We start from the raw sequence: 23370 nt of genomic DNA on the forward strand, positions 1-23370 counted from the left end.
TTTTTAAAAAGAGAAGATGCCATGGGCTTGCACCTGTGATCGCTCTGCGGTCCTTTGATCCGAAGGTAAAAGGACCCTGCTCATGATACATACCCCAGAGGATGCAGATACGCGCCGCGCGATTGAACCGGTGATTTGTTATCCGAACGACACGTTGCCAGTGCCGGACCTTGAGCTTTATGCGCAGGCTTTGGCCGGGGCCGAAGTTGTGCTTGTGGCGATTGCAGCGCCGCGTGAGGCCTGTACGTTTCGTGTGCCAGCCGGTTCTTTCTTTCGCATCGTGAGCGTCGATGGTCCTCAGGTGGGGGATTTGAACCTGTGGAACGCGCACGATCTGTCCGAGCGGTTCTATTCCGGCAAAACCCGCGCGCTGCATGGGACGCATGTCACAACGGGTGAGCGGCTTTGGTCGTCCTTTCCGACGCTGCGCCCGATGGCGACCATCGTGGAGGACACGCTGGGCTGGTACGGGATCGACACCTATGGCGGGTCGGTGCATGACGTGATCGGCACGCGCTGTGATCCCTATACGGGTAATCTTCTGTCCGGTGTGCAGTATCACCATTGCTGCCATTCGAACCTGACGCGCGCCTTGGCCGATGCCACAGGCATGACGCTGGCAGAGGCGGAACCGCATGTTCATGATGTGCTCAACGTGTTCATGTGCACTGGGTTCACGCGGGATACCGGACAGTATTTCATGAAAGCCAGCCCAGTGCGGCCGGGCGACCATCTGACGTTCTTTGCCGAGATCGACTTACTGGGCGCGTTGTCGGCCTGTCCGGGTGGGGATTGTTCGGCCGAGCATACCAGCGATATGGCTGCGTGTTATCCCTTGCGGGTGGAGGTTTTACAGCCCGCGGAACGCGCGTTGGATGGGTGGTCATCGCCAGCGGTAAACGGCTATGACCGGAGCCACGGGCGGGGTTAATCTGGGCGCGGTGTTTCTTTGTAGGGATGCGTCGCGACGATTGTCCAATACATCAGGTAATGCAGCGCGATGGGGCCAAGCGTGATTGCCACGATCCAGTCAAAGGCTGTGCCGTGACGCGCGGCGAGTTCGTTCAGCAGGATCAGGGCAACGAGGCGAACCACCTGCCAATTGGCGGCATTTCGTTGGCCTTCGTCCCAGTCGCGGGCGAACCATCCGATCTTGTCGCCATCGCCTAGCATGTAGAAGACCACGACAAACAAGCACAGATAGATGCCGAGCCCAAGGCTGAGTGCGGTCTGTGCCGCTGCAAGTGACGGTAGGGCCATCATGCCAGCATAAGCGGCGAGCCAAATCAGGACCAGCTTGCTTCCTGCGTTGGGAAGTCCGATCCGTTCATAGGTCGAAAGTGTGTCCGGCATTTTGACCGCGACCACCGCGACATGACCAAGCAGCGCGCACATCACCGGCAGGACAAGCCCGATCTCGTTCAATGCGGCGTGGTGATGGGCGGTCAGGGTGAAGAGCGAAAGAGTGATGACGCTGAACAGAAACAGCATGCGCGGGATCGGCACACGTGTCGTCAGGAGGACGTAGATATCGAAGACCCAGTTTGGCATTCCTCTTGGGTGACAGAAGAATGTGGCGGGATTAGGAAAGGACCGGGACAATCGTGATCGCCCCGGTTTTTTAGGTCATTCAGGCAAAAGCCGCCGTGAGGGCGATTTCGACCATATCGCCAAAGCTGCGTTCGCGGTCTTCCGACGGCAACGCTTCTCCGGTTTGCAGGTGGTCGGAAACGGTCAGAACAGCCAATGCACGAACCGAGTGGCGGGCCGCAAGATTGTAGAGTTCTGCCGCTTCCATTTCGACGCCAAGAATGCCGTGGCGAGTCATCTGTTCATTCAAGTCGGGGCGTTCGTCGTAAAACACATCCGATGAATAAATGCCGCCGACATGGGTTTTGGTTCCCTTGGCTTCGGCTGCTGCAACGGCGGCCCGCAACAGGCTCCAATCCGCGCAAGGAGCGAAATTCAATTCCTTGAAAATCCCCCGTGACGGTGTGGACAGTGTGCTTGCCGTCATTGCGATGATGACATCCCGGATACCGACATGCGGCTGCATTCCGCCGCATGATCCGATGCGAATGAGTGTTTTCGCACCGTAGTCGCGGATCAATTCATTGGCATAGATGGACAGCGAGGGCATGCCCATTCCAGACCCTTGAATTGTGACAGGATGCCCATTCCATGTCCCGGTAAAGCCCAGCATGCCGCGGACTTCGTTTACAAGACGAACGTCAGTCAGAAATGTCTCTGCAGCCCATTTGGCGCGATAGGGATCACCGGGCATCAGCACGGTTTCGGCAATCTCGCCTTTTTGGGCTCCGATGTGAACGGTCATGTCAGATCTTCAGATCGTCCATGTTTTTTCCGGCAGCCAACGCGTCGTTGACCCAATTCGGTTTGCGGCCTTTTCCAGTCCAGGTTTGGGACGGGTCGGCCGGATTTTTGTATTTTGGTTCGCTCTTGGAGCCCTTTTTGGGCTGGCCACCCAAAAGCTCATCGAGCGAGAAGCCGTATTCCTTGGCCGCCGACTCGGCCGCTTTTTTGGCTTCTGAAAGGCGTCGTGTTTCGATTGTCTTGAGTGCTTTTTCTGCGTCCTTGATGAGCTTGGTCAGCTCGTCTTTGGACATATTGTTGAGATCAATACTCATGTGTTTCTCCGAGTGGGTTTCTTCTAGATCAATAAATTTTGGATACTCCTCGGATTGATTAAGTCAATTCGAGAAGCATCTTTAGTTAAATAACATCCGCTTTAGCGCTATATTAGGTTGACCGCTTTTCAATAAATCGCAAGGGCAAGTTGTTTTGACGCTGATCAGCGTCAATTTCCGCTCATGGACTGCATCAATGCGGCGGTGAAGCCGGATTCATCCATTCGGTCGAGCATGACATCAGCCATTCCGCAGTCTTGATTGACCGCGATGGAGTAGTCGTCGGATACGCCCTCGGGCAAAAAATCGGTTTCGTCGCCAAGAGCATCGAGATCCATTTCTGCCATTTCGGGAATGAAAGCTTCCATTTTATCAAGCATCTCATCCACCGCGGAACCGCTTGAGGCGGAGATGTATTTGTCCAGCACACAGGCCCCGGCGGTGCGGAAGGTGTCGTCCCATTCGGAACTTGGGATGGCAGACCGCAGTGGCTCGGGATTGCCGCCTTGCTGTTCGACCATGCGGATCATGGCGTTGTACATGGCATCGGTCATGTTTTCTGAAATTGTTTCAAGACGTTCCAAACGCGTTTCGGCAAAAGCGACTGCAGGAACGGATGCGACAAGGGCGGCGAAAATGAGGTGTTTCATAAAGCTCTTTCCAAAACGAAAACGGGTACGGCCGAAACCGTACCCGTTCAGAAGGATCAAGAAAAGCCTTGGCCCTTCTATTCAGCCGCGACCGCTTTGGGATCGGCGAGGGTGACTATGTCCATCATGATGGCGTTCAATTCAAAGTCTTTCGGGGTGTAGACTTTGGCCACGCCCATTGCGCGCAGGCGCTTGGCGTCTTCGTCCGGGATAATGCCGCCAACGATGACTGGAATGTGGCCCAGTCCAGCGTCGCGCATCTTGGCCATCATGTCTTCGACCAGCGGGATGTGGCTGCCCGATAGGATCGACAAGCCAACCACGTGGACTTCGTTCTCTTGCGCCGCGGTGACGATCTGATCGGGGGTCAGGCGGATGCCTTCGTAGTCGATCTCCATACCGCAGTCGCGGGCGCGGAAGGCGATCTGTTCAGCGCCGTTGGAATGGCCGTCAAGGCCGGGCTTGCCGACAAGGAATTTAAGGCGGCGGCCGAGTTTGTCGGCGACGGCGTTGACCGCATCGCGGATGTCGTCGAGCCCTTCGGTTTTGTTTGACACGGATTTCGACACGCCGGTCGGGCCTCGGTATTCGCCGAAGACCGCGCGCATTTCACCTGCCCATTCGCCTGTGGTGACGCCAGCCTTGGCGCAGGCGATGGAGGCGGGCATGACGTTTGCGCCTTCCTTGGCGGCGGAACGCAGGTCGGCCAGTGCCTTTTGCACCGCGTCGCCGTCCCGTTCAGCCCGCCATGCGTTCAGGCGATTGATCTGTTCCTGCTCGACTGCCGGGTCAACAACCATGATGCCGCCATCTTCGGTCTGAAGCGGCGAAGGTTCGCCTTCGACCCATTTGTTGACGCCAACCACGATGGTTTCGTTGCGTTCGATCTTGTTCAGGCGGTCGGCGTTGGAGTCGACCAGACGGCCCTTCATGTATTCGATGGCGCCGATGGCACCGCCCATGGAGTCGAGGTTCGCAAGTTCGGCACGTGCGCCTTCCTTGAGTTGTTCCACTTTGGCGTCAACAGCAGGGTTGCCGTCGAACAGGTCATCGAATTCCAGAAGGTCGGTTTCGTAGGCGAGGATCTGTTGCATCCGCATCGACCATTGCTGATCCCAGGGTCGGGGCAGGCCAAGCGCTTCGTTCCATGCAGGAAGCTGTACGGCGCGGGCGCGGGCTTTCTTGGACAATGTCACGGCCAGCATCTCGATCAGGATGCGGTAGACGTTGTTTTCCGGCTGCTGTTCGGTCAGGCCCAGCGAGTTCACCTGCACGCCGTAGCGGAAGCGGCGGTATTTCGCATCGGTCACGCCGTAGCGCTGTTCCAAAATTTCGTCCCAAAGGTCCACAAAAGCGCGCATCTTGCACATCTCGGTGACGAAGCGGATGCCTGCGTTTACGAAGAAGCTGATGCGGCCGCAGAGCGCCGGGAAGTCTTCCGCCGGTACGCGGGGCTTCAACTCATCCAGAACGGCGATGGCGGTGGCGAGGGCGAATGAGAGCTCCTGCTCCGGCGTCGCGCCCGCCTCTTGCAGGTGATAGGAACACACGTTCATCGGGTTCCATTTGGGGATATGCGTGTAGCAGTATTCGGCCACGTCCCCGATCATTTTGAGCGACGGTTTTGGCGGGCAGATATAGGTGCCGCGCGACAGGTATTCCTTGATCAGATCGTTCTGCACTGTGCCTTGCAGTTTGCTGACATCGGCGCCCTGTTCCTCGGCCACGGCGACATAGAGCGCGAGCAGCCATGGCGCGGTCGCGTTGATCGTCATGGAGGTGTTCATCTGTTCCAGCGGGATCTGGTCGAAGAGCGTGCGCATGTCGCCCAGATGGCTGACCGGCACGCCGACCTTGCCGACTTCGCCGCGTGCCAGAACATGATCGCTGTCATAGCCAGTTTGTGTTGGCAGGTCGAAAGCGACGGATAGCCCGGTCTGTCCTTTGGAGAGGTTGGAGCGGTAGAGGGCGTTCGAGGCCTGCGCGGTCGAGTGTCCCGCATAGGTGCGGATGAGCCAGGGTTTGTCACGTGTGGGTGTCTGTGCGTCGGTCATGTCGGCTCCGTCAAAGGCGGGATTCGGAATTGTAATCTTGTTGCGTGATGCGATGCATACGCGAAACTTTATGTCGCTGTCAATTCGCCGCGCTGCGGCGAGACGATTGGTGCTGCATGACAGCATATGTCACGTGCCACGCCAAGCGAAAGCGAGACCGTTGTCGCATGAATCACAGGGCGGACATGGGTCTGGTTGCGGCAGGAGAACGCGGTTGTACCAGTCATGATCTTTAGTCATTTACCCCGGCGCACTTCGTTGCGAGAGTGATCGCATGACATCGCAGGTGACACTACCTCTTTGGGCTTTTGTTCTTATCCTGCTGTTCGCGGCGGTGACGTTTGCGTCGCATTTTCTGTTTCCGTCGGTACGCTGGTTCTTTCGCAGGCGGATGGAACGCGCGGTCAAGCGACTGAACGCACGGCTTGAGCGCCCAATCCAGCCATTCAAGCTTTTGCGTCGTCAGGACATGATCCAACGGTTGATCTATGATCCCGAAATCACGCAGGCGATTGTTGAGCATGCCAAAGCGGAAGGTGTCCGCGAAGACGTGGCCTTCGAACGGGCGCGCCGGTATGCGCGGGAAATCGTGCCGTCGTTTTCGGCATCGGTCTATTTCGGTTTTGCCATCAGCGCAGCCCGCCTTCTGAGCACGACACTTTACCGGGTGCGCATGGTGCATCAGGATTCCGGTCTTGCCGATATTGACCCGAATGCGACGGTTGTCTTTGTGATGAACCATCGTTCGAATATGGATTACGTGCTGGTGACCTATCTGGCGGCGGATCGTTCAGCGCTGTCTTATGCCGTAGGCGAATGGGCACGGGTTTGGCCGCTGTCGCGTCTGATCCGGGCAATGGGGGCCTATTTCATTCGGCGGCGATCCCGCAGCGATCTGTATCGCAGGGTTCTGGCGAAATATGTGCAGCAGGCCACAGGAGCGGGTGTGACACAGGCTGTGTTCCCGGAAGGCGGTCTGAGTCTTGATGGTGGTCTGGCCACGCCAAAGATCGGTATTCTCAAATATATTCTCGAGGGGGCCGAACGGGCAAAGCGGGACGTTGTCTTTGTCCCGATCGCGCTGAACTATGACCGGGTTCTGGAGGACACGATCCTTCTGCGCGCGCAGGCCAATGGCAATCGCAAGTTCCGTGCGCGTATCAGCGTCGTGTTCCGAGCCATCCTGTGGCAAGTCTGGTTGCGGATCACTGGCAAGTTCCATCGGTTCGGCTATGCCGCCGTCAGTTTTGGCAAGCCCCTGACGCTCAGCCATGTCGCCCCGGCTGATAGTACAGCCGAGGCGCTTTCGGCGACGATCATGACCCGTATTGCGGACGCAGTGCCAGTCTTGCCAGTGCCGTTGTTGTCTCATCTGCTGCTGACATCGGGGCCGATGCCGCGTGATGCGCTGGAAAAGGCGTTCGGTCAGGCGTTGAAACGCCTTGAAGATGCGCAAGTTCATTTGCCGCGCCACAATCGTGATTATGCGGTCGAATTCGGCCTGCGCAACCTGCAGGAACGCGGGATCGTGGTCGAGGCGGCGGCCGGGCTTCGGATAGCGTCGGGCAAGGAAGACCTGGCCGGGTTCTATGCGAATTCGGTTCGGCACTTGATGTAAATCCGTTCTGCGGGTGCAAAGTAATTTCTGCAGTCGCTCGGTCATAAAATTACAAAATAGACCGAAATCTTGTTGCATAATTTCAAGGGGGGTCCTATTTCAGGGTCAGAAGCCGCGATTCTGCATTGCGGCACGACACAACATGTTTCTAGGAGGTTCGGATGGCACTGGATCAGCAGACCGGCATCGCAGCGTATGATGCGCCAGAAAAAGACTTGTACGAGATCGGCGAAATGCCCCCGCTGGGCTATGTGCCCAAGAAAATGTACGCGTGGTCAATCCGTCGTGAACGTCATGGCGAACCGGAAACAGCGTTCCAGGTCGAAGTTGTTGACACTTGGGAAATCGACAGCCACGAGGTGCTGGTTCTCGTGATGGCGGCTGGTGTGAACTACAACGGTGTTTGGGCAGGTCTCGGACAGCCGATCAGCCCGTTCGATGGCCACAAGCAACCGTATCACATTGCAGGGTCCGATGCGTCGGGGATCGTCTGGAAAGTCGGTGACAAGGTTAAGCGCTGGAAGGTCGGCGACGAAGTGGTCATCCACTGCAATCAGGATGACGGCGATGATGAGGAATGCAACGGCGGCGATCCGATGTATTCCCCGACACAGCGCATCTGGGGCTATGAAACGCCAGATGGATCGTTCTCGCAGTTCACCCGCGTTCAGGCGCAGCAGTTGATGCCCCGTCCCAAGCACCTGACTTGGGAAGAAAGCGCCTGTTACACGCTGACATTGGCAACGGCCTACCGGATGTTGTTCGGCCATCAACCGCATGAATTGCGCCCGGGTCAGAACGTTCTGGTTTGGGGGGCGTCTGGTGGTCTGGGATCGTATGCGATCCAGCTGGCTAACACTGCAGGTGCCAACGCAATCGGTGTGATCTCGGACGAGGACAAGCGCGATTTCGTGATGTCGATGGGTGCCAAGGGCGTCATCAACCGCAAGGATTTCAAATGCTGGGGTCAGCTGCCGACCGTGAACACACCTGAATACAAGGAGTGGTTCAACGAGGCCCGAAAGTTCGGCAAGGCGATCTGGGATATCACCGGCAAGGGCAATAACGTGGACATGGTGTTCGAACACCCCGGTGAATCGACGTTCCCGGTGTCCACGCTGGTCTGCAAAAAAGGTGGCATGGTCGTGATCTGCGCGGGCACCACAGGGTTCAACTGTACATTTGACGTGCGGTATATGTGGATGCACCAGAAGCGCTTGCAGGGCTCGCACTTTGCGCACCTCAAGCAGGCCGCGTCGGCGAACCAATTGATGGTCGAACGCCGTCTGGACCCGTGTATGTCTGAAGTCTTCCCGTGGAACGAGATCCCGCAGGCGCATACCAAGATGCTGCGGAATGAACATAAGCCGGGCAACATGGCCGTGCTGGTTCAATCCCCAAAAACCGGGCTGCGCACATTCGAGGATGCTTTGGCGGCGCGTTCGTAACCTTCTGCTTACTTCTGTTTGCTATCCAGACCCGCGGGCCATCCGGCCTGCGGGTTTTTTATTGGGCCGCTTGTTTTGGCAGGTGAAAGACGGCGACCTTACACCCTCACCAGAATTGGGGAGTTGGAATCAGGGAGTTTGCCAAATTTTTACCACATGTTATGGTTGTGTTAACTTTCTGTTAACTATCTCAGGGTGACGGTGTCATGGGACATGACTGGATCATAGATGTGTTGACCGACCTCAAGACGTTTGCAGTGGCAAACGATCTGGATGCGTTGGCTGCCAAGCTGGATGATACGCAATTGGTGGCACAGGCAGAGATTGGTTCACGCGGTAAAGGGATAGACCGTGGGCTTCTTGGAACGAGTGCCGCAACTGGACGACGTGATCGCACGATTGGAGTGCGCCGCTCGTCTTGAGGAATTGCAGAGCATCATTGAATGGCTGCGCGATTACTATGCAGTCGATGACATGGTGTATCATTGGGTGTCCAGCAACGGTACGCAATACGGCTGTGGGACATATGATCCAAAATGGGTCGCGAGATATCTTGAAAAGGGTTATCTGCGCGTCGATCCAGTGGTGATTGGCTGTTATCAACGCTTCCACCCTGTTGATTGGAAACGGCTGGACTGGTCTGGGAAGGCTGCCCGTGCGTTTATGACCGATGCCATGGCACACGGAATTGGCAATCAGGGGTATTCCATTCCGATCCGAGGGCCGAACGGCCAATTCGCGTTGTTCACGGTCAGCCACACTTGTGCAGACGATGAATGGGCGCGGTTTACTGAATTGAACCGACGTGATCTGATTTTGCTGGCGCATTACTTTAACCAAACCGCGCTCAAACTGGAGCCGGGCCGCAAACCAGAAGCGACGCAACCATTGTCGCCACGCGAGGTTGAAACGATGACGCTGCTGGCGGTGGGCTATAGCCGTGCCCAAGTCGCCGATACTCTGTCGATCTCGGAACATACGCTGCGGGTGTATATCGAGAGCGCACGGTTCAAACTCGGTGCGCTCAACACCACACATGCGGTGGCCCGCGCCATGGCGCGTGGACAGATCGTCGTTTGATTCAACGCGACGAACGGTTTTTCGCCTGACGCAACGCACGGTGCTGCAAGTATCCATTTACGAATAAGACCGAGCGTGCCCCCGGCAACGGAGGGCATTTTCATGATTCGATATCTCTACGGGGATCAACTGGCCAAGTACCCGCATTTGGCCCGTACCATGTTCGAGGACCGCGCCGACCAGTTCAAAACGCGGCTAGGCTGGGACGTTACGGTCAACGCACATGGGCAAGAGCGGGACGAGTATGATGATCTCAACCCGCTTTATGTGATCTGGGAAACCGCAACTGGGGTCCATGGTGGGTCAATGCGGTTTCTGCCAACGACCGGGCGCACGATGGTCAATGATCACTTCCTCGAACTGACCGAAGGCGTGCCGTTTCAAAGTCCCTTCATCTGGGAATGCACGCGCTTTTGCCTGTCGCGCCATGCCGAACCGGGAACGGCGGCGGCGCTTATGCTGGCGGGCGGTGAGGTCATGCAGGGATTTGGCGTTAAGCATTTTGTCGGTGTGTTCGATGCCCGCATGGTGCGGATCTACAATCGGATCGGGGCCGCGCCGGAGGTACTGGGCACGCAAGGCGAAGGCCGTCAGTCAATTAGCGTGGGTCTGTGGGAGTTCAGCGCGGCGGCGCAGGAACGGGTGTCGCGGGTGGCTGGTATTCCTTTGCGGGCATCGCGTGGTTGGTTCGAGGCGTCTTTTGGTGACGTGGTGCCACAAAGGGATGTGAGCGCCGCCTGACGCTGGTGCCTGTCGCGCGGGCGCTATAGGGTCCGCGCATGACCTTGCCCGCGCTTACCTATTCAGAAGATCAGGCCGCCGCACATGATGCGGTGGCTGATATGCTGCGTGAGGCGGGCATCGACCTTGATGATGGTCTGCTGCTGCCTCCGCGCGATGGCAAGGCCAAGATCATGGCGATCACCGGCAAGGCCGGATCGGGGAAGACGCTGCTTTTGGCGGAGCTTTGTAAATCGCTGCAGACCGCAGGTGTCGAGGTTGTGTCGGGCGACTATGAAGGGCGCAGGCGCAAGGACCGCCGAACGCTTGCAGTGCTGGCGCCGACCAACAAAGCGGCGTTCGTGTTGCGAATGCGCGGTGTGCCTGCAACGACCATTCACCGCATTCTTTATACGCCGGTTTATGACCCCGAATACGAGCGCATCGCCGAATGGCTGATGGGCAATGGTGAAAAGCCCGAGATCGAAGGCTTGACCGAAGAGGCATTGGCACGCGCGCAGACGTCTTTTGAATCGCACAAGTCGGTTCCGGCGGCTTTGGCCGCAGCGGGTTTGCGCGGATCGGATTTCATCACAGGATGGAAGCGGCGGGAAGACCCGTTGGACATCGGCTTTGTCGATGAGGCGTCGATGCTGGATGAACGACAGGTCGAGGATCTTCGCGAGATTTTCCCGAACCTGCTGCTCTTCGGCGATCCGGCGCAGTTGGCGCCTGTGAACCAGTCCGGCAAGATGGTGTTCGAAACCTTGGATCCCAGCCAAGTGTTGAACCTGAACCGCATTCACCGGCAGGACGCGGACAATCCAATCCTTGATTTGGCCCATGCCTTGGCCGATCCGCAGCTTGATTTCTACGCATTCGAGCGGATGGTCGAAGACATTTCCCGCACAGATGATCGGGTTGTTCTGGGGCAACGGGTCGAGGTCGATCTGATGGCGCGCTCCCCGGTTCTGGTATGGCGTAATGCGACCCGCATCCGCCTGATCAATGCGTTCCGCGCGGTGCATGGCGCACCCGAGGATTCGTTGCTCGAAGGGGAACCCCTGATTTGTGACGGGCTTGAACTGCCGTTGAAGCACCGCAAGAAACGGCTGGACCTCGAGGCACGGGGGCTGATCAAGGGTGCGCAGGTGATTTATCTTGGACCTGGGCGCAAGCCGGGGTTTTCGCGTTTGCATGTGATCGGGGCGGAAGATCCGCAGGTGTCGGCGGCGTCGATTGTGAAGATCGAAAAGCCGGACGAGGAAGAGCCGTTCATTCCCTTTGCCGCTCGCATGGGCGCGACCTTTCTGCACGGCGCTGCGGTGACCATTCACAAGGCGCAGGGGTCGCAATGGGACACTGTTCAGGTGTTTGCGCCCGATCTTGAAGTCGCGGCACGCATGGGGCGGAGTGAGGCGGGCCAGCCTTTGTGGAAACGGCTGGCCTATGTTGCGATCACCCGCGCGTCGACCCGTCTGCATTGGGTGGTGCGCAACCGGTTGTCGAAACCCACCGGACCGTTGCAGGTGGATGATCTGAGGGCCGCGCCTGCGGCCCCCTTGGCGCTTGAAGTCGAAGCTGATTTCTAGAGCTTGACGATCTGCTTGCCGGTATTGCCGCCCTTGAGCATGGCGATGAATGCATCGGGTGCGTTTTCCAGACCTTCGGCCACGTCTTCTAGATAGGCGATTTCGCCTGCCGCGACCTTGGGGCCAACGTCCTTGAGGAACGCCGGGTATTGATCCCAGTGGTCGAAGATGATGAAGCCCGAGACCTGAAGCCGCTTGACCAGAATGCTGCGCCACATTGCGGGCAGTTGGTTTTCGGGTGCGATGTTCGACCCACCATACCACGCGATCATCCCGCAAACCGGAATCCGCCCGTGCACGTTCATCAGCGGCATCACTGCCTCGAGCACCTGCCCGGCCACGTTCTCCCAGTAGATGTCCACGCCATCGGGGGCGGCCTCGGCAATCGCCTTGCGCAGGGACGCAGCGTCATCATGGGCACGGTGGTCGATGGCGGCGTCAAAGCCGAAGGTCTCAGTAGCAAGGCGACATTTCTCGGTGCCCCCGGCAATGGCGATGGTGCGCAGACCCATCTGTTTTGCCAATTGGCCGACCATGGAGCCAACCGGGCCAGTTGCGGCGCCGACAACTAGCGTTTCGCCTGCTTTGGGTTTGCCAAATTCGTTCAGGCCGACCCAGCCGGTCAGGCCGGGCATGCCGAGAACGCCAAGGGCTGTGGAGGGCGGCAGCGCCGGGTCAAGCTTGCGCAATTCACGGCCCGGCAGGCAGGCGTGGCTGGCCCAACCGGTCATGCCTGTGACCATGTCGCCTTTCCCAATGCCCTCGGCCTTGCTTTCCAGTACGCGACCGACACCTTGGCCTGTCATGGTGCCACCCAGATCGACCGAAGGCGCATAGCTTTTCACATCGTCCATGCGGCCCCGCATGTAGGGGTCAAGCGACAGGTGGGTGACTTCGATCACCACCTCGCCATTCGCGGGCGTGGGAACGGCGCCGGTTTCCAGTTTGAAGTCCTCCGGCACAGGAGCGCCTTTGGGGCGGCGGGCCAGCGTGATGCGGGACATCGTGTCGGACATGAATTTGCTTCCTCACGGTTAGGGGTTGCGCGTGTTCGGTCGGATCATCAGTGTATCTGAAAGCACAGCGCAGAAGGCAAGGGAGGGCTTGATGCACGGAATGATGATGAACCGGCCATTGTCGGTAATCGAATTGCTTCGCTACGCCGCGGAAATTCACAGTGCCGGCGAAATCGTTTCGGTGCGGACCGAGGGCGACTTGCACCGCCAGACCTATGCCGAAACTTTCAAACGCACCGCGCAACTGGCGCATGGTTTGGCGGCTTTGGGTGTCCAGCAGGGCGACCGAGTGGCGACATTGGCGTGGAACGGGTATCGCCACTTCGAGCTGTATTACGCAATTTCGGGCATGGGGGCCGTGTGCCACACGATCAACCCGCGCCTTTCGGCGGAACAGATGCTCTACATTATCGGCCATGCCGAGGACCGGGTTCTGTTTGTCGATCTGACTTTTGTGCCGATCCTTGAGGCGTTGAAGGATCACCTGCCTGCCGGTTTGAAATTGGTGGTGATGACAGATGCGGCGCATATGCCGACATCCGCGCTGGACTTGCACTGTTATGAAGACCTGATTGCACCGCATCCAACCGAGTATGACTGGCCCGACTTGCCGGAAGAAACGGCTGCCAGTCTGTGTTACACATCCGGAACCACGGGCAATCCGAAGGGGTCGCTGTATTCCCATCGGTCTACCGTGCTGCACGCGCTGTTCATCGCTGTGACGTTGCCCCGTTCTTTACATGAGGGCGCGCGTCTTTTGCCTGTGGTGCCGATGTTCCACGTCAATTCCTGGGGCATGCCCTATGCCGCGCCGATCGTTGGGGCATCGCTGATCATGCCGGGAGGCAAGCTGGATGGGCCGTCGCTGTATGATCTGATGGAAAGCGAAAAGGTCACGGCAAGCTGGGGCGTGCCAACCGTCTGGCTGGGTTTGCGGGCCGAGATCGAGGCGCGGGGCAAGCCGCCGTCGTCTTTGGATCAGGTGGTGATCGGTGGCTCTGCCGCACCGCGCAGCATGATCGAGGCGTTCGAGAAGATGGACGTTGACGTCTGCCATGCGTGGGGCATGACCGAGATGAGCCCCGTTGGCACGGCAGGTCAGTTGCCCAATTCGATGGATGACGCGCCGTTTGAAGACCGCATGGCGCTTAAGGCGTTGCAAGGGCGGCGCATCTTTGGTGTTGACCTGAAGATCGTGGGCGAAAATGGCCAGCGTCTGCCGCATGATGGCAAAGCGGTAGGAGAGCTTTACGTGCGAGGCAACGCCGTAATCTCAGGCTATTTCAACAACGACGAGGCCACCAAAGCGGCAATTGATGCCGAGGGCTGGTTCGGTACTGGTGATGTTGCCAGCATTTCCTCGGACGGTTTCCTGAGCATTCAGGATCGGTCGAAAGACCTGATCAAGTCGGGTGGTGAATGGATCAGTTCGATTGATCTGGAAAATATTGCCATGGCGCATCCCGAGGTTGCCAACTGCGCCGTGATCGCAATTGCGCATCCTAAATGGGACGAACGCCCGGTGCTTGTGGTGGTCCCGAAAGAGGGTTGTGAACCGACACTGACCGACATTCACGCGTTGATGGAGCCTCATTTTGCCAAGTGGCAGTTGCCAGATGATCTGGTCTTCGTGGAAGCTCTGCCGCTGACTGCGACGGGCAAGGTGTCCAAACTGACCCTGCGCAAACAGTTTGCCGATTACGTGCTACCGGATGTCCGCTGACATTTTGCGGAACATGCCGCCCAGCCTGTCGCGCTGGTACGAGGTGGGGCAGGACCGGATCAACGCCTTTGCCGATGTGACCGAGGATTGGCAGTTCATCCATCTGGACACGGAACGCATGGCCCCGCAAGGCGGGACCATGGCGCATGGGTTTCTGACGCTGTCGATGCTGTCGGCCATGTCCTACGACGTGCAGCCCGAGATCCCGGGCATGGTGCAGGGGTTGAACTATGGCTTCGACCGCATTCGCTTTGTCACTCCGGTGCGGGCGGGGCAGCGGATAAGGGGGCGGTTCAGCGTGGCGGATGTGGTGGAAAAGCCGGGGCGCTATGACGTGACATGGGATGTCGTGGTTGAGATCGACGGGGCCGAACGCCCCGCGATCGTCGCCAAATGGATCAATGTGTTCGAGGTTGAGGCTTAGGTTTTCATCGCGTTCAGGAGGGCGAGCAACCCTTTGCGATCACGTTCCGTGATTCCAAAGCCTGCACTTCTTCGTTGGTGAGCTGGAACCGGTAGCCTTCGAACAAGGCGTCGTTCCGGGCAACGGCCTGATTGAATGCGCTGACAGACTTGCCATAGAAATTGGCGAGGTCTTCAGCCAAGACAACGCGCACGTCGCGAATACGGTGGATCGCGTTCGCAATATGTTCTGTGCTTGGAAGGGTCGAATCTGATGTCATGTGACCGCAATGAGATCACAGAATGTGATTTCAAACAAAGGTTGTCACAGGTCTATGTGCTGCGTGCGAATGGTGTCTAAGCGGGAGAACTACACCGACGCGCGGATCGCGCGGATGTTTTCGCCGTAGGGCACGGGGTTCTGGACCGACCCGCCTTTGAATACGGCAGAGCCTGCAACCAGAACGTCGGCACCTGCGGCAATAACCAAGGGCGCGGTGGAGGGGTCAACGCCGCCATCAATCTCAATGTGAACCTCGCGGTCGCCGATCATCTCGCGCAGTTCGGTGACTTTCTGAACGCAGGAATGGATGAACTTTTGACCGCCAAAGCCGGGGTTCACCGTCATCACGCAGATCAGATCGACCATGTCGAGCAGTGGGGCGGCCACTTCGGCTGGAGTGCCGGGGTTCAAGGCCAATCCTGCCTTTGCACCCGTGGCGCGGATCGCCTGAAGCGTGCGGTGAATGTGTGGCCCGGCTTCGACATGGGCGGTGATCACGTCGGCACCGGCATCTGCGAAAGCCTGAATGTAGGGGTCGACGGGTGCGATCATCAAGTGAACGTCCATCACCGTCTTGATATGTGGGCGGATCGCGGCGCAGGTGGCGGGGCCGAAAGTGATGTTGGGTACGAAATGCCCGTCCATGACATCGACGTGAATCCAGTCAGCGCCCTGTGCCTCGACCGCTTGGATCTCGGCGCCGAAATTGGCGAAATCCGCAGAGAGGATGGACGGGGCGATTTTTACCGAACGGTCAAATTTCATGGCGGCAGCTCCTGACAAGTTGCGCAGGGCTTAGTACCCGGCGTCCCGATCCACAAGATACAAGAACGGCTCACCTGCTTCGCCGCGGCGGATATTCTCGGCTATTGCACGCGACGCGCTCGGCGCGCGGGTTTCGGATGCGATATGCGGCGTGACCGTGACTTTCGGGTGTCCCCAGAAAGGGTGATCCTGCGGCAAGGGTTCAACGCGAAACACGTCAAGCGTGGCATGGCCGATCTGGCCGCTGTCGAGCGCGGCAAGAAGGGCGTCATCGTCGATCAACAGCCCGCGTCCCGGATTGATGATGAACGCGCCCTTGGGCAGCATCGCCAGTGTTTCGGCGTTGAGCGTGTTTTCGGTGGCTGCGGTGCTGGGCAGCAGCAGGATCAGGATCTGCGACTGACGCAGGATTGTGTTTAATCCATCGGTGCCGGTGTGGCATGTGATGCCGTCGATCTGCTTTTGGCTGCGTGCCCAGCCGCTGACCGGAAACCCAAGCCGTGCAATGGCCTGACCGCAGGCGCTGCCAAGCTCGCCCAACCCGAGGATGCCGACTGGGCGATCCGCCGAAACGGGCGGCGCATCGGGCACCCATGAATGGTTTGGGTTCACGATATGCGCATCCATTCCAAGATGGTGCCGCAGGGTATGGCCTGTGACCCATTCGACCATGCCTTGGGTCAGGCCCTCGTCATCGACCATGCGGGCATAGGGCACTTTGAGGGTCGGGTTGCCAACGGCGTCCTCGACCCCTGCCCAGAGATTCAGGACCGCTTTAAGACGTGTGTAAGGCGTGAAGTCCTGCACAGGGGAACTTGGCGCGTAGACGATATAGTCGACATCTGCCGGGGGAAGTTCGATAGCCAACGTATAGTCCACGCCAATCGCATCCAGTGCGGTTCGCAAAGGGGCTTCGTATTGCGCCCAGCGTTTTTCGTGGGCGGCGAAGAGGACATTGATCGGCATGGCTTACCTCGGTCGGTGGATATGTGCGCTCTGTACCAAGCCGAACGCGAGCATCAAGACCAACATGGCTGACCCGCCATAACTCACCAGTGGCAGCGGCACGCCGACGACCGGGGCCAGGCCCATGACCATCGACATGTTGACGGCAAAGAACAGGAAGAAGGTCACGCCGATTCCGAGGATGAGCAGCGATGAATATCGGTCGCGGTTTTGCAACGCTGAGACGATGCAGAAGACGAGGATCAGCACGTAAAGGATCAGCAGTGAAATGCCGCCGATAAAGCCGAACTCTTCAGCGAGGGTGTTGAAGATGAAGTCGGTGTGCTTTTCCGGCAGGAAGTTCAGCCGCGATTGCGTGCCTTGCATAAAGCCGCGCCCTGTCCAGCCACCCGAGCCCATCGCGATCTTGGCCTGCGTGATATGATAGCCTGCGCCCAGAGGGTCGGAGGACGGGTCGAGGAAGGTGTCGATGCGTCGGAACTGGTAGTCCTTAAGCAACTGCCATTCAGTGCCTCGGCTGAGGAACACCGTATAAATTCCCCCGATGCCGGCCGCGATGACAGTGGCGAAATAGGCCCAGTGCACGCCAGCGAGGAACATCATCAGCCCACCGCCTGCGACAAGCAGAATGGCTGTGCCAAGGTCAGGTTGTGTCAGAACAAGAAAAGTCGGCAGCAGAATGATAAATACCGGGACCAGCACCCAGAACGGATGCGAGGTCTTCTTGATCGGCAGCCAATCGTAATAGGCCGCAAGGACCATCACCATGGCGATCTTCATCAGCTCGGACGGCTGCAAGCGCATAAAGCCAAGGTTGATCCAGCGCTGTGCTCCCATGCCGACTGTGCCGAAGAATTCGACAGCAACCAATAGCGCAAGTGCGACAAGGTAGGCCATTACGGACATGTTGCGCCAGAACCAGATCGGAACCATCGCGACGATGAACATGACGGCCAAACCAAGCGCGTACCGCTTCATCTGTGGTTCGGCCCACGGGCTCATCGACCCGCCCGCCACAGAATAGAGCATCAAGAGGCCGACACCGGCAATGGCGGTTAGCAGAATCACCAGCGGCCAGTTGATGAACAGCATCTTGCGCCATCCGGCAGGGACGGTCTTGACGGTATATTCAAGATAACTCATGCGCGGCTCCGGCCATCCGGGTCGTTCTCGCGCAGAACCTGTTGCAGGCGTTCCTGTTGAGATCGGATGCGTTCGCGGTCCTTGGACGGGTAAGCGTCAAGCGGTGGGTCGTTGCCATAGAGCGCTTGCAGTGTCACGTCGCGGGCTATGGGCGCGGCTGCTGCCGACCCGCCGCCGCCATGTTCGACCACGACCGACACGGCGATCTTGGGAGCTTCGTACGGCGCGTAATTGACGAACAGCGCGTGGTCCCGCCGGTTCCAAGGCAGGTCTTCGTTGCGGGTCACACCGCGTGCACGTTCTGCGGCGGTGATGTTGCGCACCTGGCTTGTCCCGGTTTTGCCAGCCATGCGGAAGGTTTCGTCGATAATGCGCGAGCCGTAGGCGGTGCCCCGTCGGTTGTTGCTGACCGCAAACATGGCGCGCCTGATCTGGCGCAGATGGTTTTCATTGAACCCAAGATCATTCCCGACGCCTTCGACGGTTTCTGTATCGCCGATCCGGCGGACAAGACGGGGTGTGACCTCTTTTCCGGTCGCAAGTCGGGCTGTCATCACGGCAAGTTGCAAGGGTGAGCTGAGCACAAAGCCTTGCCCGATCGACGCGTTGACAGTGTCGCCGATGACCCAGCCAGACCCGCGTTCCCGTTCTTTCCATTCCTTGTTCGGCACAAGCCCTTCGGTCACGGCTGACATGCCGATGCTGAATGCTTCGCCCAGACCAAGACGGCGTGCAGTTTCCGCAATGCGTTCGATCCCAACCTTGAGCGCGAGATCGTAATAATAGACGTCACAGCTTTCGCGAAGCGATTGCTCAAGGTTCATGTGGCCGTGTCCCGCGCGTTTCCAGCAATGGAACCTGCGACCTGCGACTTCCATGTGGCCGGGGCACCAGACCGTTTCGTCGGGGGCGACCACGCCTGCATCCAATGCCGCCAAAACGGTAACCATTTTGAAGGTCGAGCCCGGAGGATATGCGTCTTGCACGGTTTTCGATGCCAGTGGGCGGTGGTCGTTCTCACGCAGTTCGCCGAAATCAGAGACTGAAATACCGCGCACAAACTTGTTGGGGTCGTAGGAGGGTGACGAGGCGATGCCGAGGAGGTCACCATTGGTGACGTCCATTACGACGACTGACGCGCTTTCCTCACCTAAGCGCGCGTTGATGTAGCTTTGCAACTTGGTATCGACCGTCAATTGCATATCTGCACCCGGCGTGCCTTCGCGGCGGTCCAATTCGCGCATCACGCGGCCAACGGCGTTCACCTCGACCCGTTTGGCACCGGCGCGTCCGCGCAGGACTTCTTCGTGGCGTGCCTCGATACCCACTTTGCCGATCTGGAAGCGCGGGATGCGCAGCACAGGGTCGGGGATTTCATAGCGGGCCAAATCGCGTTCGCTGACCGGGCCAACATAGCCAACCACATGGGCAAAATCGCCACGACGGGGGTAACTGCGCGACAGACCCACCTCGGGCGTGACGCCGGGCAGGGCAGGCGCGTTGACGGCAACGCGGCTGATGTCGTCCCATGTGACGCGTTCGGCGACGGTCACGGGAAGGAACGGCGCGCTGCGTTGCATTTCAGTGAGCGCGCGGTTGAGTTCATCCTCGTCGAGTTCGACAAGCGCGGAAAGACGGGTGATCACCTCGTCGACATTGCCGGCATCTTCCTTGACCATCGTAATACGGTATGACGGCTCATTGCCGGCGATGATGATCCCGTTGCGGTCAAAGATCTGGCCACGGGTTGGGGGAATCAGGCGAATGTTGATTCTGTTTTCTTCGGCGAGGAGCCGGAACTCATCGGCTTGGTCGACTTGCAGGTGTTGCATCCGCAATCCCAAGGCACCGGCAAAGGCCAGCTGCACGCCGCCAAGGAACAGCCCCCGACGCGAGATCTTGCGGACGCTTTCCGCGGTGTCTTTTGGCGCTCGTCTCATAGCGTTCGCCCCAACCGATCCATGTCTCCGGGTGCGGATCGCCGCACTCCGAAGATGAAATAGGACACGCCCACGACCGCTGGGTAGATGGCAATCGTCATCATGACTTGCACGAAGCTCAGCATGAGCGCTCCGGGTGCAAGGATAAGGACCATCATGACCGCGCGATAGAGGATCGTGATCACAATCAGGGTACCCGCGAAGGTCAGCCATTCAAGAAAAAATGTTGTTTCCCGTTGCCGCCGTTCGCGGGATTTGAGCCATTCGGTGGCGCACACCACCAGAACCGACCACAGGCCCGGTGGGCGTTGCAGCATCATGTCGGCCAGCAGCATCACACCTGTCACCAAAAGGATTGGCACGTATTCGGGGCGGCGCACGGCCCAGGCAAACACCATCGCCACCAACAAGTCTGGGCTGGCCCATTGACTGGGCGCTGGGTTGAGCGGCAGGAGGTGGAAAAATAGGATTAGCAGCGTCAGCAGAACGAAAAGCAGACGCATACCCCAAATTTGCAGAGCCCCGGAATCCATTACTGCTCGGGCTCAGCTGCGGCGGCATCGGTTGCGCCGGGAGGTGTTTCAGGCAGGATCAGCGCCGAGGGGTTGGACACGCGGCGTGCACCATGGTCACGCAGAACGCGCAGGAATTCGAGCCGTTCATAATCCGCGGCAAGGCGGGTGCGCAGGCGACCTCCGGGGTCTTGGGCGACTTGTCCGATCAACAGGCCCGGTGGAAATACATCACCATCCCCAGAGGTGACGATACGGTCACCGGGGCGGACTTGATCGGGGTTTTCAAGAAAGTCGATGGGTGGCGCAGACGTGTTGTCGCCGACGATCAGCGCGCGCTGGCCGGAGGGTTGGATTGTCGCCGGGATGCGGCTGGTCGCGTCGGTGAGCATAATCACACGGCTGGTGTTCGGGCCGACGCCAGAGATGCGTCCGACAAGACCGGTGCCATCCATTGTTGCCCAACCGTCAACAATCCCATCGCGCGAGCCGACATTGATCAAAACGGATTGGCGGAAAGGAGAGCCGGAATCCGCCAGCACCACGCCGGTGATATAGGTCAGACGGGGGTCAAGACGCACGTTGTTCAGGTCACGCAGTTTGGCGTTTTCCTGTTCGAGCTGAAGGGCGGCCTCTTTCCAGGCGGTCATCTGGCGCAGTTCGCGCCGGAGTTCCTGGTTCTGTTCGTAGATACGCTGATAGCTGCGGAAATCGCGGACGATGTTCACAGTTGCTGTGACTGGGGCCATCGCCCAATCAAAGCTGGGAATGACCGTGTCGATCACCGCCGCGCGGAATCGCTCGACACGCGGGCTGTCGATCCGCCAGATGAAAAACAGGCCAAGCAGGCATAGGATAACAACCGCGAGCAGAAGCCTCCGCAGCGGGGTTGTGTAGTCTTCGCTATTGGTGCCGTTTTTCGCCAAAATTTCCCTTTCCAAGCGCAACCCGAAAAAAGGGAACCGGTTTTCGGATCAGGTTGCGCGCACTCTTACCATACACTGGGACAATTGGGTGGTCAGATCAGCTGTCGTAGTCAATTGCGTGGCGCAGTTGTTTTTCGTATTCCAGCGCCTTGCCGGTGCCGAGGGCCACACAGTTCAGGCTTTCATCGGCAATCGACACAGCCAGACCGGTCTGTTCGCGCAGAGCAAGATCAAGATCCCCGAGCAATGCGCCGCCGCCCGTCAGCATCACACCACGGTCGACGATGTCGGCTGCAAGGTCTGGAGGTGTGGCTTCCAATGCGGTCATCACCGCTTCGCAGATTGCCTGTACGGGCTCCGACAGTGCCTCTGCGACCTGCGCTTGGCTGATTTCGGTTTCCTTTGGGACACCGTTCAACAGATCGCGACCCCGAATCATCATGGACGTGCCACGCCCGTCATCTGGCATACGGGCTGTTCCAATGGACGTCTTGATCCGTTCGGCAGTCGATTCGCCGACCAGAAGGTTTTGCTGGCGGCGCAGGTAGTTGATGATCGCTTCGTCCATACGGTCACCACCGACACGGACGGACCGGGCGTAGACGATGTCACCCAGTGACAGGACCGCGACTTCGGTTGTCCCGCCTCCGATGTCGACGACCATGTTGCCGGTCGGATCGGTGATCGGCATTCCGGCACCGATGGCGGCGGCGATGGGTTCGGCAATCAGACCAGCCTTACGTGCGCCTGCCGACAGAACGGACTGACGGATCGCACGCTTTTCGACAGGTGTCGCGCCATGGGGGACGCAAACGATGATCTTGGGTTTGGAGAAGGTCGAGCGCTTGTGAACCTTGCGAATGAAGTGCTTGATCATTTCTTCGGCCACGTCGAAGTCAGCGATGACCCCTTCGCGCATTGGGCGGATCGCCTCGATGCTGCCCGGTGTCCGGCCCAGCATCAGCTTGGCATCTTCACCCACGGCGAGCACTTTCTTCTGTCCGTCCTTGATGTGGTACGCGACCACCGAAGGTTCGGACAGGACGACTCCGCGTCCCTTGACGTAGACAAGCGTATTCGCTGTCCCAAGGTCGATGGCCATGTCCGACGAAAACATGCCCAACAGTTTGTCCAGTCCAAACATCTGCGATTTGCCCCGCGCCAATAACTCTTAGGCCTGCGACTCTGTGGGTCGCAAGCCGAGGGTCTTATAGGTGTGGATGCACGGGGGCGAAAGGGCCAGAACGCGCTTCGCCAGCGTGAATCTGCCACATGGGCAAGGTTAACCACCAGGCGGCGGAATATTGCAGGCAGAACTGCACTCGCTGCCCATTTGTTAACGATGTGCCGGGACATTGAAGACTGTTGATGGCCTGGAAACAATTGCAGGGACATCGCCCAAGAATTTTCACGATTGAAACGCATTGATACCGCTATTCCGACCCAGAATGGCCGCAAGTCTGCTCGGGGTTTTTATGATTGGTAAACTGTTTAAAAGTGTTTTCATGCTGTGCTTTTACGCCGCCAGCTTGAGCCTCGTGGTTGGGATCTGGGATTACACCAGACAGGCCAAGGAAGCCGATTATCAATACTCCTTTGAGGAGTACAAACTGTCGGTCATCGACAGGTACGGCGCAGAAGCAGCGATCGTGTTCGCAGTGGCAGAGACGGTCAAGGGCGGTGCATTGCGCGGATTAGAGATTGTCGAGGAGACAGGTCTGCTGGCCAAGGTTGGCATATCTCTGCCCGACGCAGGCCTTGAGCCATCGGACGCGATATCCGGCGCGGTTGATCCGCTCCAAGCCTCCTTGATCCTTGCATCGACGCGCGTGGGCTTCGCCCCGGAATCGTCGCTTTACCCACGTGCTCGGGTTCTGCGCTGAG

At 58.5% G+C, this 23370-nt stretch carries 24 protein-coding genes; 10 read left to right on the plus strand and 14 right to left on the minus strand.

Annotation, left to right across the window (positions count from 1 at the left end):
- Positions 1 to 82: 82 nt before the first annotated feature.
- Entirely contained in the window at positions 83 to 931 is an 849-nt protein-coding gene (locus tag MCRY_RS03380) for an urea carboxylase-associated family protein (RefSeq protein WP_085628063.1), read from the plus strand.
- Here the strand turns inward: MCRY_RS03380 and MCRY_RS03385 are convergent.
- The 5 genes from MCRY_RS03385 to MCRY_RS03405 all read right to left on the minus strand — a co-directional run bounded on the left by MCRY_RS03385 (position 928) and on the right by MCRY_RS03405 (position 5352).
- Positions 928 to 1551, minus strand: a complete 624-nt coding sequence (locus MCRY_RS03385; protein ID WP_085628064.1) for a hypothetical protein — start codon at positions 1549 to 1551, stop codon at positions 928 to 930. The two genes, MCRY_RS03380 and MCRY_RS03385, sit on opposite strands and share 4 nt — an antisense overlap.
- Before the next feature lie 79 nt (positions 1552 to 1630).
- On the minus strand, positions 1631 to 2335 hold the full coding sequence (gene deoD / locus MCRY_RS03390) for a purine-nucleoside phosphorylase (protein ID WP_085628065.1): 705 nt from the start codon (positions 2333 to 2335) through the stop codon (positions 1631 to 1633).
- Position 2336: 1 nt separating this feature from the next.
- A complete protein-coding gene (locus MCRY_RS03395) occupies positions 2337 to 2648 on the minus strand; it encodes an H-NS histone family protein (RefSeq protein WP_085628066.1) in 312 nt (103 codons plus the stop codon).
- A 170-nt stretch (positions 2649 to 2818) separates the two neighbouring features.
- Positions 2819 to 3358: a hypothetical protein gene (locus MCRY_RS03400; protein ID WP_138487759.1), complete on the minus strand. Its 540-nt coding sequence runs from the start codon at positions 3356 to 3358 to the stop codon at positions 2819 to 2821.
- A 17-nt stretch (positions 3359 to 3375) separates the two neighbouring features.
- Positions 3376 to 5352 (minus strand): protein meaA, encoded by a 1977-nt coding sequence (locus MCRY_RS03405; protein WP_085628068.1) that lies wholly within the window; start codon positions 5350 to 5352, stop codon positions 3376 to 3378.
- 274 nt (positions 5353 to 5626) lie between these two features.
- Here MCRY_RS03405 and MCRY_RS03410 point away from each other — a divergent pair, with 274 nt between their 5' ends.
- The 6 genes from MCRY_RS03410 (at position 5627) to MCRY_RS03435 (ending at position 11810) form a co-directional block, all read left to right on the plus strand.
- Positions 5627 to 6970, plus strand: coding sequence for a 1-acyl-sn-glycerol-3-phosphate acyltransferase (locus MCRY_RS03410; RefSeq protein ID WP_085628069.1), 1344 nt, complete (start codon positions 5627 to 5629; stop codon positions 6968 to 6970).
- A 161-nt stretch (positions 6971 to 7131) separates the two neighbouring features.
- On the plus strand, positions 7132 to 8418 hold the full coding sequence (gene ccrA / locus MCRY_RS03415; protein WP_085628070.1) for a crotonyl-CoA carboxylase/reductase: 1287 nt from the start codon (positions 7132 to 7134) through the stop codon (positions 8416 to 8418).
- A gap of 206 nt (positions 8419 to 8624) precedes the next feature.
- Entirely contained in the window at positions 8625 to 8840 is a 216-nt protein-coding gene (locus MCRY_RS03420) for a hypothetical protein (protein WP_085628071.1), read from the plus strand.
- Positions 8779 to 9498 carry a helix-turn-helix transcriptional regulator gene (locus MCRY_RS03425; protein WP_238939861.1) on the plus strand — a complete coding sequence of 240 codons (720 nt, stop codon included), beginning with the start codon at positions 8779 to 8781 and terminating at the stop codon, positions 9496 to 9498. The genes MCRY_RS03420 and MCRY_RS03425 overlap by 62 nt, the downstream gene beginning before the upstream one ends.
- Before the next feature lie 102 nt (positions 9499 to 9600).
- The gene (locus tag MCRY_RS03430) at positions 9601 to 10239 is read left to right on the plus strand and encodes an acyl-homoserine-lactone synthase (RefSeq protein ID WP_085628073.1); all 639 of its coding nucleotides are present in this window, start codon (positions 9601 to 9603) and stop codon (positions 10237 to 10239) included.
- 38 nt (positions 10240 to 10277) lie between these two features.
- Positions 10278 to 11810 carry an ATP-dependent DNA helicase gene (locus MCRY_RS03435; protein WP_085628074.1) on the plus strand — a complete coding sequence of 511 codons (1533 nt, stop codon included), beginning with the start codon at positions 10278 to 10280 and terminating at the stop codon, positions 11808 to 11810.
- Here the strand turns inward: MCRY_RS03435 and MCRY_RS03440 are convergent.
- Positions 11807 to 12826 carry an NADP-dependent oxidoreductase gene (locus MCRY_RS03440; protein WP_085628075.1) on the minus strand — a complete coding sequence of 340 codons (1020 nt, stop codon included), beginning with the start codon at positions 12824 to 12826 and terminating at the stop codon, positions 11807 to 11809. The genes MCRY_RS03435 and MCRY_RS03440 overlap by 4 nt on opposite strands.
- 91 nt (positions 12827 to 12917) lie before the next feature.
- Between MCRY_RS03440 and MCRY_RS03445 the strand changes: the two genes are divergently transcribed.
- Both MCRY_RS03445 and MCRY_RS03450 read left to right on the plus strand, forming a co-directional pair.
- Positions 12918 to 14549: a long-chain fatty acid--CoA ligase gene (locus MCRY_RS03445; RefSeq protein WP_085628164.1), complete on the plus strand. Its 1632-nt coding sequence runs from the start codon at positions 12918 to 12920 to the stop codon at positions 14547 to 14549.
- Entirely contained in the window at positions 14539 to 14973 is a 435-nt protein-coding gene (locus tag MCRY_RS03450) for a MaoC family dehydratase (RefSeq protein WP_085628076.1), read from the plus strand. Before MCRY_RS03445 ends, MCRY_RS03450 begins: the two co-directional genes overlap by 11 nt.
- 13 nt (positions 14974 to 14986) lie before the next feature.
- On the opposite strand, the gene MCRY_RS03455 is transcribed toward MCRY_RS03450, so the two are convergent.
- The 8 genes from MCRY_RS03455 to MCRY_RS03490 all read right to left on the minus strand — a co-directional run bounded on the left by MCRY_RS03455 (position 14987) and on the right by MCRY_RS03490 (position 22630).
- Positions 14987 to 15232, minus strand: coding sequence for an ORF6N domain-containing protein (locus MCRY_RS03455; protein ID WP_085628077.1), 246 nt, complete (start codon positions 15230 to 15232; stop codon positions 14987 to 14989).
- Between the two features lie 89 nt (positions 15233 to 15321).
- Complete coding sequence (gene rpe / locus MCRY_RS03460) at positions 15322 to 15999, minus strand: ribulose-phosphate 3-epimerase (RefSeq protein ID WP_085628078.1); 678 nt, start codon at positions 15997 to 15999, stop codon at positions 15322 to 15324.
- A gap of 30 nt (positions 16000 to 16029) precedes the next feature.
- On the minus strand, positions 16030 to 16965 hold the full coding sequence (locus tag MCRY_RS03465; protein ID WP_085628079.1) for a 2-hydroxyacid dehydrogenase: 936 nt from the start codon (positions 16963 to 16965) through the stop codon (positions 16030 to 16032).
- A gap of 3 nt (positions 16966 to 16968) precedes the next feature.
- Positions 16969 to 18108, minus strand: a complete 1140-nt coding sequence (rodA, locus tag MCRY_RS03470; RefSeq protein ID WP_085628080.1) for a rod shape-determining protein RodA — start codon at positions 18106 to 18108, stop codon at positions 16969 to 16971.
- Positions 18105 to 20048: a penicillin-binding protein 2 gene (gene mrdA, locus MCRY_RS03475; protein WP_085628081.1), complete on the minus strand. Its 1944-nt coding sequence runs from the start codon at positions 20046 to 20048 to the stop codon at positions 18105 to 18107. The genes rodA and mrdA overlap by 4 nt, the downstream gene beginning before the upstream one ends.
- Positions 20045 to 20551, minus strand: a complete 507-nt coding sequence (locus MCRY_RS03480) for a rod shape-determining protein MreD (RefSeq protein WP_238939696.1) — start codon at positions 20549 to 20551, stop codon at positions 20045 to 20047. The genes mrdA and MCRY_RS03480 overlap by 4 nt, the downstream gene beginning before the upstream one ends.
- Positions 20552 to 20580: 29 nt before the next feature.
- On the minus strand, positions 20581 to 21486 hold the full coding sequence (gene mreC / locus MCRY_RS03485; RefSeq protein WP_085628083.1) for a rod shape-determining protein MreC: 906 nt from the start codon (positions 21484 to 21486) through the stop codon (positions 20581 to 20583).
- Positions 21487 to 21583: 97 nt separating this feature from the next.
- The gene (locus MCRY_RS03490) at positions 21584 to 22630 is read right to left on the minus strand and encodes a rod shape-determining protein (protein WP_085628165.1); all 1047 of its coding nucleotides are present in this window, start codon (positions 22628 to 22630) and stop codon (positions 21584 to 21586) included.
- 361 nt (positions 22631 to 22991) lie between these two features.
- Here MCRY_RS03490 and MCRY_RS03495 point away from each other — a divergent pair, with 361 nt between their 5' ends.
- Positions 22992 to 23369 (plus strand): hypothetical protein, encoded by a 378-nt coding sequence (locus MCRY_RS03495; RefSeq protein ID WP_138487758.1) that lies wholly within the window; start codon positions 22992 to 22994, stop codon positions 23367 to 23369.
- Position 23370: the final 1 nt, after the last annotated feature.

It is taken from the genome of Marivita cryptomonadis, assembly GCF_002115725.1.
In the GTDB taxonomy this organism is placed as follows: Bacteria; Pseudomonadota; Alphaproteobacteria; order Rhodobacterales; family Rhodobacteraceae; genus Marivita; species Marivita cryptomonadis.